The sequence below is a fragment of the Pseudoalteromonas espejiana DSM 9414 genome (assembly GCF_002221525.1).
GTDB classification, from domain to species: domain Bacteria; phylum Pseudomonadota; class Gammaproteobacteria; order Enterobacterales; family Alteromonadaceae; genus Pseudoalteromonas; species Pseudoalteromonas espejiana.
In genome coordinates this window covers 2,191,412-2,203,816 of sequence record NZ_CP011028.1, presented here as the reverse complement: position 1 = coordinate 2,203,816, position 12,405 = coordinate 2,191,412, and the positions used below count along the sequence as shown (strand labels likewise).

The 12,405-nt window shown below is 40.3% G+C and carries 9 protein-coding genes; 4 read left to right on the top strand and 5 right to left on the bottom strand.

All coding sequences use genetic code 11. The features are described from left to right. Window positions 1-165 precede the first annotated feature (165 nt). Window positions 166-1,167, top strand: a complete 1,002-nt coding sequence (locus PESP_RS10020; protein WP_281255088.1) for a branched-chain amino acid aminotransferase — start codon at window positions 166-168, stop codon at window positions 1,165-1,167. An 80-nt stretch (window positions 1,168-1,247) separates the two neighbouring features. Here PESP_RS10020 and PESP_RS10015 read toward each other — a convergent pair whose 3' ends face one another. Then, window positions 1,248-3,815, bottom strand: coding sequence for a TonB-dependent receptor plug domain-containing protein (locus tag PESP_RS10015; RefSeq protein ID WP_089347904.1), 2,568 nt, complete (start codon window positions 3,813-3,815; stop codon window positions 1,248-1,250). Between the two features lie 446 nt (window positions 3,816-4,261). Further along, window positions 4,262-4,573 carry an Mpo1-like protein gene (locus PESP_RS10010; RefSeq protein ID WP_089347903.1) on the bottom strand — a complete coding sequence of 104 codons (312 nt, stop codon included), beginning with the start codon at window positions 4,571-4,573 and terminating at the stop codon, window positions 4,262-4,264. Between the two features lie 155 nt (window positions 4,574-4,728). Here PESP_RS10010 and PESP_RS10005 point away from each other — a divergent pair, with 155 nt between their 5' ends. After that, window positions 4,729-6,885, top strand: coding sequence for a prolyl oligopeptidase family serine peptidase (locus PESP_RS10005; protein WP_089347902.1), 2,157 nt, complete (start codon window positions 4,729-4,731; stop codon window positions 6,883-6,885). A gap of 124 nt (window positions 6,886-7,009) precedes the next feature. Here PESP_RS10005 and PESP_RS10000 read toward each other — a convergent pair whose 3' ends face one another. After that, on the bottom strand, window positions 7,010-8,302 hold the full coding sequence (locus PESP_RS10000) for an anti-phage deoxyguanosine triphosphatase (protein ID WP_089347901.1): 1,293 nt from the start codon (window positions 8,300-8,302) through the stop codon (window positions 7,010-7,012). 176 nt (window positions 8,303-8,478) lie between these two features. Here PESP_RS10000 and PESP_RS09995 point away from each other — a divergent pair, with 176 nt between their 5' ends. Together PESP_RS09995 and PESP_RS09990 are read left to right on the top strand one after the other, a co-directional pair. Then, the gene (locus PESP_RS09995) at window positions 8,479-9,288 is read left to right on the top strand and encodes a glucosaminidase domain-containing protein (RefSeq protein ID WP_089347900.1); all 810 of its coding nucleotides are present in this window, start codon (window positions 8,479-8,481) and stop codon (window positions 9,286-9,288) included. After that, window positions 9,281-9,949: a DUF2987 domain-containing protein gene (locus PESP_RS09990; RefSeq protein WP_089347899.1), complete on the top strand. Its 669-nt coding sequence runs from the start codon at window positions 9,281-9,283 to the stop codon at window positions 9,947-9,949. The genes PESP_RS09995 and PESP_RS09990 overlap by 8 nt, the downstream gene beginning before the upstream one ends. Window positions 9,950-9,996: 47 nt before the next feature. On the opposite strand, the gene PESP_RS09985 is transcribed toward PESP_RS09990, so the two are convergent. Beyond that, a complete protein-coding gene (locus PESP_RS09985) occupies window positions 9,997-11,001 on the bottom strand; it encodes a LacI family DNA-binding transcriptional regulator (RefSeq protein WP_089347898.1) in 1,005 nt (334 codons plus the stop codon). Between the two features lie 63 nt (window positions 11,002-11,064). Continuing rightward, window positions 11,065-12,393, bottom strand: a complete 1,329-nt coding sequence (locus PESP_RS09980) for a glycoside-pentoside-hexuronide (GPH):cation symporter (RefSeq protein ID WP_089347897.1) — start codon at window positions 12,391-12,393, stop codon at window positions 11,065-11,067. Between the last annotated feature and the right edge of the window lie 12 nt (window positions 12,394-12,405).

Below are 12,405 nucleotides of genomic sequence, written 5' to 3'. Positions count from 1 at the left end.
TAAGCAGGCATTAATCGGCTTTTTTGTATGCGCTTAGCAATATGTTTAATTTATAAACAGTACTTGCAAAAAATTCTTTTGGTTAATTAAAAAAGCCTTACTTTAGCTATGGTTAAATGATGTGTGAATGTCATACAATGGAGAAAAATAGACCACACAAGAGAGATTAAAATGGCCGCATTCGGTACTGTGTTTATGCCGCAGATGATTCAAGCTCGTTTTTCTGATAACCAATGGAGCGAAAGCTCAATCGTCCCTTCTGATAAACTTGAACTTCATGCGGGTGCACACGTCCTTCATTATTCAAGCACCTGTTTTGAGGGCTTAAAAGCGTTTAGACACGAAGACGGCTCTATTTATATTTTCAGAATGGATGCAAACATTGCGCGCATGCAGCAAAGTTCGGCGTTATTAAGTTTACCTAGTTTTGATGGCGACATGCTTAAAAACATGATTATCGACATTGTTAAAGAATACGCTGATGAAACACCATTACCACCAGGTTCTATGTATATTCGTCCTACGCATATAGGTACAGAGGCTGCTATCGGTAAAGCAGCGGCGCCTTCAATGAGTTCACTTTTGTACACGTTACTATCGCCAGTAGGGGATTACTTCTCCGGCGGAGCAACTGCACTGCGAGTATTATTAGAAGAAGACGGTATGCGCTGTGCACCTCATATGGGTATGGTTAAAAGTGGTGGTAACTACGCCAGTGCGTTAGCTCCAATAAGCGCAGCACGTGAAAAGTACCAAGCAGATCAAATCTTATTTTGCCCAGGTGGCGACGTACAAGAAACCGGCGCTGCAAACTTTATTTTAATTGATGGCAACGAAATTATTACTAAAGCGCTTGATAGCACGTTTTTACACGGTGTAACACGTAATAGTATTTTAACCATAGCTAAAGATTTAGGCATGACGGTAAGTGAGCGTAACTTTAGCGTAACTGAGCTACTAGAACGTGCAGCAAAACCAGGCACAGAGGCTGCACTTTCGGGCACGGCTGCGGTATTAACGCCAGTAGGCACGTTTATTCATAACGATAAAGAATACAAAGTAGGCAGTGGCGAACCTGGCCCAACTACAGCACGCTTACGCCAAGCATTGAACGATATTCAATGGGGTAAAAGTGAAGATAAGCACGGCTGGTTAACTAAAATCTAATTGATTTTATCAGCTTGCATTAAAAAGCCACCGATTAGGTGGCTTTTGTGTTTTTAAGTATTTTAAAGGGTTTAGTTCGGTTAAAACTTCATTTCTACTTTACCGTATACGTAGCGTCCGTTAAATCCGTACGGCGAAAAGCTTGAATATGCAAACAAGCGCGAGAAGGTTGTTAGTTCTTCAACGTTTTCACGTGTTGCGTCTGGGTACACATCAAAAATATTATTGGCCCCTAAACTAAGCGTTAAGCTATCGGTGGCTGCATAAGCGACGTCTAAGTCGGTGATCCATTTTGGTTTTAGCACTTCGTTAAGCTCAGCCGTAGATGAAGGGTCTTGCGTTTCACCGTAGCGGGTTGTTCTTAGCGTGGTGCGAATATCATCGTTGGTCCACGTGGCACTTAAATTGTATTTATTACGCGGCGTACTTACCTCAAAACGGCGAAGCTCAGTGCCTGAGAATAAGTTGTCTTGATCAAAGCCTGCGCCTTGTAGCTCGGCTGGTGGGTCAATAATATTTGTTACTTCGTTTTTACCGTAGTTATAGCCTAGGTTAAAGGCAATATCGCCATAGCCATCGGTAGCAAGGTTATACGATGCAACCACATCAACACCACGGGTTTTACTATCTATCGCATTTAAGAAAAACCGCCCTTGGTTAGCGCCAGTGCCTGCTAGTAGCTCTTCAATAGCATCGCCCGACAAGTTGTTAGACAGTACAATACGGTCATCAATTAAAATTTGGTAGTAATCTACCGATAAGCTGAAGTTAAAGTCGGTAGACCAGGTAAAACCAACGCCGTAGTTAGTGGCTTCTTCTGCATCTAGCCCCGGAGAACCAAGTGCTTGTGCTACGTCGCTGCCTGGAGCAAAAGTTCCTGTTTCTGTAGGTACTCCATCAACAAATACAGTGGCAACTGAGGTAAAGTATTGTTGTTGTAATGACGGCGCCCTAAAACCAGTCGAAGCCGATGCGCGAATAGCAAGATCTTCAGTTAATGTATAACGCGTTGCTATTTTACCGTTTAGTGTGTCGCCAAAATCTGAGTAATCCTCGTAACGGGCAGCAACGGTTAAGTTCCAGTCATCTGTTATGTAGGCTTCTAAATCAACATAAAAGCTCACATTGTGGCGGCTGTTATCGCCTTCTGATTCGGGAGTAAAGCCCGGAAATACCTGTGCGCCGGCAGCGCCAAATGGGCCATCTTCACCGGTAACTAAGCCGCCTGGTCCAAATGTTCCTTGTGCGTATGACGCTTCTTCGCCAGCTTGAATTTGATAACCTTCGCGTCGGTACTCTGCACCAAGAGCAACATTAATGCCGCTTGCTAGGAAGTCGGCATCAATTTCGCGACTAAAATCAACATTTAATGTGAGTTGATCATAAGTGAGTGTACCTGCATCAAAAGTAGTTTGGCTCGTAGGGCCATAAGAGGTGTTTAAACTATTGGTTACGCCAAATTCAAATTCATCTTCGCCGTAAACAGCAGATACATCGTAATTCCAATCGCTTACAAAGCCTTTTACACCTAAAGCTAACGAATAGTCGTTTATATCAGAGGTGATCACAGGTAAAAAGCCATCTGGGTAAACTTCTTGAATATTACGGCTGTCGCTTGCACGACGATAAAAACCTGCGCCTTCACCTTCGCGTTTAGAGTAAGAGCCAAATGAGTATAATTCGGCGTCATTAGTTAGCTGATAACCTGCGTTATAAAACACTGATAAATCTTCAACATCACCATTACCAAAATTGTGGTTATATCTATTTACAGTAAACTCACGGGGGTCAAGCGAGCCATCGTCTAAGCGGTCGTAGTTTTCGCGTTGATCGTAATCTGAGCGATTAGTTGAATGGCGGTCGCGGTATTCGGTCGAAATATTTAAAAATCCATTCTCGCCAAGCTCTAAACCAATATTACCTTGCAAAGTGAGTGTTTGACCGTCGGTTAATGAGCGGTCGCCACCTTCAGTAAATGCAAGATTGCCATCGCTACCCTCAGATACCGATTCAAGCTGCGGTACGCCATCCATTTCGGTTACGTTTGCACCATATATAGCTGCCACTGAGCCGCCACTACTGGCGCTTTTAAGTACAATATTAATAACACCCGCTATTGCATCAGAGCCGTACTGCGCTGCTGCGCCATCGCGTAATACTTCAATTCGTTCAATTGCGTTTGCAGGTATCGCATTTAAATCAACAGACGAAGACCCACGCCCAGTGGAGCCATTTAAGTTAAGTAATGCACTGCTATGGCGACGCTTACCATTAACTAAAACTAAGGTATGATCAGGAGCTAGCCCGCGCAGTTGAGCAGGGCGTACGTGGTCGCTACCATCGGTAAGTGACGCCTGAGGAAAATTAAAGCTTGGTAACAAAGTACTCAATAATGCATTTGTTTCGGTAAGGCCGGTATTTTTAAGAGACTCAGCGCCAATAATATCGATAGGCACCGGACTATCTTCAACCGTTCTTCCTATTCTACGCGAGCCTATAACGCTAATTTGCTCTATATTTTTTTCTACACTGGTTTGTTGCTCTGCTGCGGTGGCCGAAAAAGCCCCCAATAATGACAACGATGCACCCATAGCCAGTGTGGTACTTACTTTTAAACTGCTTAACCTAAAAGGTAAGTTTTTGTTCATGTTATTTCCCTCATTTAATTACCCGTTGATGTAATTTTTGTTTTTATACATGCTTATATTTAATACAAGCCGCGTTACGAACATATACGGTATTAACAAAGTGAGTCAATTGAATAACATTCAATTAAAAATCAGCGGTATATAATTACAACACTCCATTTATATAGATAAACGCTATTAAAGGTTATAAGTATGCATATTTTTGTAAGGTGTTGATGCGTATAAGAAATGAGTGGAGGTTCAGGGTTTACCTTTAATTAACAGGTAAGATGAGTTTAAGTGCTTTAAAATAGCAAGCTGCCAAGCATTACTTTTAATTGAGCAAATAAACCGCCCTTAAATGTTAATTAAAATTAACATTTAAGGGCGGTTTATTTATGCGTTGTTTACTATGCAAAATTAAAAGGATGGATTTAATTTTTATAATTAATTGGTATTAAAATAAATTAAAATTTAATCTTGCCCGTTAATATATCTTTATACATTACCCAATCTCCGCACAAGCTATAAAAAGGGTGCTTAAAAGTTGCCGGTCGATTTTTTTCAAAAAAGAAATGCCCAATCCACGCAAATCCATAGCCAATTAATGGTAACAACCAAAGCAAACCATACAGCTGCTTAAACAGAGCAATGGCTATAACAACAAGCACTAATGTGCTGCCAACAAAGTGTAAACGCCTGCAAGTTACGTTGCGGTGCTCTTTTAAATAATAAGGGTAAAACGCTTTAAAAGAGTTAAAGGTATTTGGTGTGTGCATTATGGTTGCTCTTATTTTTATTATTAACTGTACTGCTTATTAAAGCCTACTTTTACATTTGTTTACAGCAATGTATGTTTTTTAACGCATTAAAATAGACACAAGTAATTTAAAAACCTAGTTTTGATCAAAATAAACTAAGAACGGAACTCCTAATGTTTAAACATACTCTAGCATGTGCTCTACTTGTAGCACTTAGTGGCTGTTCAGAGCCAACCAATACGGTAACGCAAGAAGAAGTAAAACCACCTATGAAACAAGTTAACGCAGTTATATACCCAGAAACAAAAAAAGGTGACGTAGTAGATACCTATTTTGAGGAAAATATTGCAGACCCTTACCGCTGGCTAGAAGATGATATGAGCGAAGAAACCGCTGATTGGGTTAAAACGCAAAACAATTTAACGTTTTCTTATTTAGAGCAAATACCTTATCGCGATAAGTTAAAGCAGCGCCTTGAAAAACTAATGGACTATGAAAAAGTTGGCGCACCTTTTACAGAAGGCGATTACACTTATTTTTACAAAAATGATGGCCTACAAAATCAGTCAATATTGTATCGCAGTAAAGAGGGCGGTGAAGTTGAAGTATTTTTAGACCCTAACAAGTTTAGCGAAGATGGCACGACGTCTATGTCGGGCTTATCGTTTTCTAAAGATGGCTCATTATTAGCGTATCAATTATCTGAAGGTGGCAGTGATTGGCGAAAAATTATTATTATTGATACTCATACTAAAGAGCAAGTTGAAGAAGCACTTGTTGATGTTAAATTTAGTGGTATTGATTGGCTAGGTAACGAGGGCTTTTATTATTCAAGTTACGAAAAGCCTAAAGGCAGTGAGCTTTCGGCTAAAACTGATCAACATAAAGCGTATTATCATAAATTAGGGACAAAGCAATCTACCGACAATGTAGTGTTTGGTGAAACTGATGCGCAAAAACACCGTTATGTTGGCGCCGATGTAACCCATGATGGTCGTTATTTACTTATTTCAGCCAGTATGTCTACTTCAGGCAATAAGCTATTTATAAAAGATTTAACAAAAGAGAATAGCGAGTTTATAACTGTTGTTGGTAATACGGATTCAGATACAACTGTGATTGATAACGAAGGTAGCAAACTATTTATAGTTACTAACCTTAACGCACCAAACAAAAAAGTAGTGACAGTAGATGCTCTAAATCCAACGCCTGATAATTGGGTCGATTTAATTGAAGAAACCAAAAATGTATTAAACCTTACAAAAGGTGGTGATACCTTTTTTGCCAACTACATGGTTGATGCTATTTCACAGGTCAAACAGTACAACAAAAAAGGCGAGGTTATTCGTGAAATAAGTTTGCCTAGTATAGGCACTGCGCGCGGCTTTAGAGGTAAAAAAGATCAAACAACACTTTATTACTCGTTTACTAATTACACAACACCGGGCACAACCTATACATTTGATGTAAATACAGGCGAGTCCAGCGTATATCGTAAATCAGCTATTGATTTTAATAGCGATGATTACACGTCTGAGCAAGTTTTTTACAAATCAAAAGATGGCACTAAAATACCGATGATTATCACCTATAAAAAAGGCATTAAACTTGATGGTTCAAACCCAACTATTTTATATGGTTACGGTGGTTTTAATATTAGTTTAACACCAAGTTTTAGCCCGATTAATGCTGTGTGGCTTGAGCAAGGTGGCGTGTATGCCGTTGCTAATATTCGTGGTGGCGGTGAATACGGTAAAGATTGGCATAATGCAGGTACAAAGCTGCAAAAGCAAAATGTGTTTGATGACTTTATTGCCGCAGCTGAGTACTTAAAAGATAAAAAGTACACCTCTAAAAAGCGTTTAGCACTTCGTGGTGGCTCTAACGGTGGCTTATTGGTTGGCGCAGTAATGACGCAGCGTCCTGACTTATTTCAAGTGGCGCTTCCTGCTGTAGGTGTACTTGATATAGTGCGCTATCATACATTTACCGCAGGTGCTGGCTGGGCATACGACTATGGCACCAGTGAGCAAAGTAAAGAAATGTTTGAATACATTAAAGGCTACTCACCACTTCATAATGTAAAAGCAGGTGTTGAGTATCCTGCTACTATGATCACCACGGGCGATCACGATGACCGCGTTGTGCCTTCACATTCGTTTAAATTTGCCGCTGAACTTCAAGCAAAACAAACGGGTAGTAATCCAATGCTTATTCGCATAGAAACAAATGCAGGGCACGGCGGTGGCACACCAACCAGTAAGGTTATTGAGCAATACGCTGATATATTTGGTTTTACTTTATATAACATGGGTATTGAGTCTTTATAAAAACACTAAATAGCTTAAGCAAAAAGGCCGAGTCAATTTAATTTACTCGGTCTTTATAATATTGCTTATGGGTACTAAATTAACTCGCTTAATTAAGAATTATCGCGCTACTTTATTGGGACTGCTACTGCATAGGTGAGAATAATCGCTGATACGTTTTATACGCATATTCGTCGCTCATGCCGCTTAAGTAATCGCATATTATACGCATACCTTGGTCTTGTTTTTGTGCCTCTATATAAAGTGCTTGCGTGGTTTCGGGTAATAAACGCAGTGGGTCGCTTGCAAACGCGGTGAATAGTTCAATAAGTAAGTTTTGACCTTTAAACTCTATTTGCTGCATTTCTGGGTCACGTATTAAGCGCTGAAACACAAAGCGCTTTAGTATTTGTAATACGTGATCGTACTGAGTATCTAACTTAGCGGTGTACTTTAAAATAGGGCATTCAAATGCATCGTTTTGAGTATCTAAATGTATATGAATAATAAAGGTATTAACCAGCTCGCCTATGGCGTCTTTTCGTTCAAAGTCGTTTTTTGAGAATAAGCGCTGGGTAAGTGAATCGAGTAAGTTATTGAGCCACTTAAAATTAAGCGCTTTTAAATGCGGTAGGGCATGGGTTTGCCAATCATCTAAGGTAAGTACTTTAGTGGCTATGGCATCTTCTAGGTCGTGAACTGCGTAGGCTATATCGTCGGCGTGTTCCATTATGGCGCTGTCGAGTGATTTATAGCGTGTTTTAGCGCGGTATTTATCAACATTAATATGGCTGGTTAATAGGGTTTTATCTGCGTCACTTAATGGGGCTATGATCCAGTCGAATATTTGTTCATCGTCTTTATATAACCCTTTTGCAGGTCGCCAGTCATCGGCTTTAATAAACGAGCGTGTGTTATTTACCTCTGGAATGGTGTGCCATAAATCATTTATAAATGCCGGGTATTTAATAAACCCAAGCAAAGTGCGGCGTGTAAGGTTCATACCGTGGCCGTTCGAGTAGGGCTCAAGCTTTGCAACAATACGTAATGTTTGTGCGTTGCCTTCAAAACCGCCGTGCTCTCGCATCATGTAATTAAGGGCTATTTCGCCACCGTGACCAAACGGTGGGTGGCCAATATCGTGCGCTAAACACAAGGTTTCTAGTAGGCCCGTTGATGGAAAATGCTCAAAACTACTATGTTGTGCTCTTAAATGGCGCAAAATACCGGTACCAATTTGCGACACTTCTAATGAGTGAGTTAAGCGAGTGCGATAAAAGTCGTTTAAGCCAATTCCCATAATTTGGGTTTTTGCTTGTAAACGCCTAAAAGCAGCGGCATGAATAATTCGCGAGCGGTCTACCTGCCAAGGCGAACGGTTATCGTTAGGGCGGTGTTTATACTGATCTATTATTCGGCTTTGCCATTGCTTATCCATACTGCTTTACTCACAAAACGTTATTAAACACGGTATTAGCTCAGTATACCTTTGCGTTTATAAATTGCTAATGAACAAATTTGCTTATTCGCGTTTATAAGGTGGCTTAGGTATAATGGACACTCGTATGTGTGCGTATTAGCCATGCATAATTCGTAGTTTGAATGAGAGAATACATGCTAAAGACCATTTTTCAGTTTTTATTAACCGTGTTTTTTGTTTGGGCACTTGCATACCCCTTTATGCAAAGTGATGAGCTAGAGGTTGATGAACAAGCCACTAGTGAGCAACCTAAAAAAGTGCAGAAAAAAGAAAAACCTTTGCACAATGTTAAAATACCTAAGTTTTCTGAATTTGCTGATGTTAAACAAAAAAAACAGGCCTTTTTTGATTTTTTTCGCCCACATGTTGAGGCTGAAAATAAAAAAATACTCCAGCAACGCGCTAAATTAGAAATAGCGCGCATGATGCTTGAATACAATGAGCCTCTAGAAGCTAAACAACAGCGCGATATTGTTAAAATTTTAAAGCTCTACGGATTACCAGAAACCGTTAATGGTTTAATGCTCAGCCAAGCACTTCGCCGTGTAGATATTATTCCCAAGGAGCTTGCGCTAATGCAAGCGGCTAATGAGTCTGCGTGGGGGACATCGCGTTTTGCACGCATTGGCCTTAACTTTTTTGGTCAGTGGTGTTATTCAAAAGGCTGCGGCATGGTGCCTAGGCGCCGAAACAGCGGAGCAGCGCACGAAGTTGCTGCGTTTAAGTCGGTACGCGCAGCAGTAAGCTCGTATTTTAGAAATATTAATACTCATAATGCTTATAAAGAATTACGCGCAATTCGCGAAGATTTACGTCGTCAACAAAAGCCGATTGCAGCGACAGCCTTAACGCATGGCTTAATGTCTTACTCTGAGCGCGGCGAAGCCTACATAGAAGAGCTAAACACCATGATCAACCAAAATAGAGCGTACTTTGATGAATAAAGGTATTTTAAACAGCACTAAAGCGCTATCGCTATTATTGCTAAGTACTTTAGCGCTAAACGTTAACGCTAAAGAATTTGTTATGTCGTACGATGGCTTTTACGATAGGTTAAAGGTTGTAAATAAAGGGGACTTTCAATATGCCCGCGTAAATTTTTACATTAGCGATATAGCCAGTAACGAAGCCTGTGCAATAAAAAACGGCACTATTTTAACTGAAAATAACGAATACCCGCTTAACTTTACCGATAAAGCTCAATTACTTTTACCGTTTGATAAACAGCTTGATAGCGACAAAGCAGTAATTGTTGTCGAGCCGCAAAACCCAAATCACGATTGCCAACTTAAACTGCAAATTGAAGCGAATGAGCTTGAAGGGCTTAGCCTTACTAAGCAGTCGCTTTATACTATTAACCAAGAGTTAGATGAGTTATTAACTGATTTGTCGGGCTTTTTTGTAAGTAAATTAATGTGGTTTTTATTGCCTGAGCAAAAAGGTGTAGCGGTTACGTTTAAAACGCCGTTAAACCTTAACGACAACAGCATTAAATGCGAAAAGTCAGTGTGTTATTTTGCCGTTGAAGACAATTGGGAAGATGACTCTACCTCACTTGGCAATATTAGTAATGTAGTTAAAGTAACGCCTTGGATTGCCAAGTAAAATACAAACTATAAAACGGCGCTTAAGGCGCCGTTTTTTGCTGTGTTTTATTTTAAAAACGCTTGAGTAGAGTCGCGGGTTATTAATGTTGGCTCAAATACTCGGTTTATATTTAAGTTTTTAAACTGATACACGTTTTGAAGTACCATTTTTGCGGCCATTTCTCCCATTTCTTCCACTGGGTTATCTATTGTGGTGAGAGTAGGGTAGAGGTAATTGGCGAATATTACGTTATCAAAACCTATTACCGATAAGTCTTCTGGCAAGTTAAAGCCGTGTTCACGGGCGTATTTCATAGCACCTGATGCCATTTCATCGTTGGCACATACTAAAGCGCTAAAGGGAAGCTGTGTATTTAATAAGTATTCTAAGCCTTTACTGCCGCCAATTTCGTTAAAATCACCTTCGTAAAATAGCGCATCGTTAAAGGGGATGTTTTTTTCATGCAGGGCTTTTTTATGTCCCTTTAAACGGTTGCGAGCATCAGCTTTAACTTGAGGGCCGGCAATATAGGCAATATTAGTATGACCTTGCTCTACAATTGATTTACTTGCTAAATAGCCACCGAGTTCGTTATCAAGGCTTATACAGTTGTCTTTAAGCTCGTCTACGTAGCGGTTGATTAAGTAAATAGGCGTTTTTCCTTTACTGAGCTCAATCAGGTATTCATCAGAAACTGACTCTACATGGAGTATGAGCGCATCACACTTACGGCTAATTAAAAACTCTATTCCGTCTTGTTCTTTGTCGTCTTCACTGTGGCCTGTGGTGATAATAACGTGCTTGCCTGCAGCGCGAAGTGCAGATTCAATCCCCGCCATCATTTGTGCAAAGAAAGGGCCGTGGAGCTCCGAAACTAAAATACCTACACTGTTGGTTCTGTTTGAAGCAAGGGATTGTGCAATAGAGTTAGGCTTGTAACCAAGCTGCTGCATGGCATCAAGCACTTTTTTGGTGGTTTTTTCACTTACGCGGGTGTTTTTGTTCATTACCCGTGAAACAGTGGCTAACGATACGCCAGCAAGTTCCGACACTTCATATATTGTGGCCATGTTATTGTTAACTCACTTATATCCTTTATTTTGGCGGGCAAATAATAGCGCACCCGCCAAATGTTAACTAGTACTAGTTTTTAGTGACGCCTGAATAGACGCTAATTGTGTGTTACTAAGCGTATATTTACGCATAATAAATGCGACCAACAAAGAGCCAAAAGCAGGAATAATGGTAAACGATAGCAAAATGCCTTGCTGGGTTTCTATACTTTGTAGTGTTTGCGCCTGATAATTATAAAAACTTAATAACCACCCTGCAATTGCACCGCCAAGGGCGACGCCCATTTTTATAAAAAATATAACGCCTGAATACACTAAACCGGTAATTCTTACGCCCGTTTTATGGTGTCCGTAGTCAATGGTGTCGGCCATTTTTGCCCACAGTAAAGGTGTAGCCATATCTAAAAAGAACTTCCATAAAATAAACGCAGCAAAAGCAAGTGTTATGTTATCTGGGGTAATAAAGTAACTGGCAATACAAATGCCTGCAGCAATTAATTGCAGGCTAATGTAGGCTTTTATTTTACAAAAACGTTTAGCTAAAGGCTGTGCTAACGCACAACCAATCATACTGGCTACAACCCCTAAGGTCATAAATGAGGTTATTAGCTCCTCTTCGCCTAAATAATACTTTACGTAATAAACGCCTAGGGTTAAGCGCAATACTTGCCCTGTAAGTAAAAACAATGCTGCGCCACATAACACACGCCATTGATCGTTTTTTACTAAAGTTTTTAAACTTTTAGCAAGAGAGAGGTTTTGATCTAAAGGTTGCTGTACACGTTCTTTAGTGCCAAAAAAGCAAAGTAAAAATAGCACCAAGCCTAAAAGGCTCATGACTGTCATGGTGTATTGGTAGCCTTTTGCACTGTCGCCTTGGCCAAAATATTCGACCATAGGCATAGTACAGCCGGCTACAATAACGCCACCTAACATACCAAATACAAAGCGGTAAGATTGCACGCTTACACGTTCTTTCACATTGTTGGTAAGCACGCCGCCAAGCGCACAATAAGGTATATTAATGGCGGTATAAGCAACCATAAGTAAGGTGTAGGTTGTAAAGGCGTATACAATTTTTTCAGTGCCCTGCAAATCAGGGGTTGTAAAAGCTAAAATACTAATAAGCGCAAAGGGCAGCGCCAGCCATAATAAATAAGGCCTAAAATGGCCAAAGCGAGACTGTGTTTTATCGGCTAAGTTACCCATTACTGGGTCGGTAACAGCATCAAATAACCTAACCACTAAAAACATGGTACCCACAACCGCGGGAGAAAGGCCTACTACGTCTGTGTAGTAAAGCATTAAAAACATCATAACTGTTTGAAAAATAATATTACTTGCCGTATCGCCAAGGCCATAGGCTATTTTTTCTTTTACACTTATCATGATTTTAGGTTC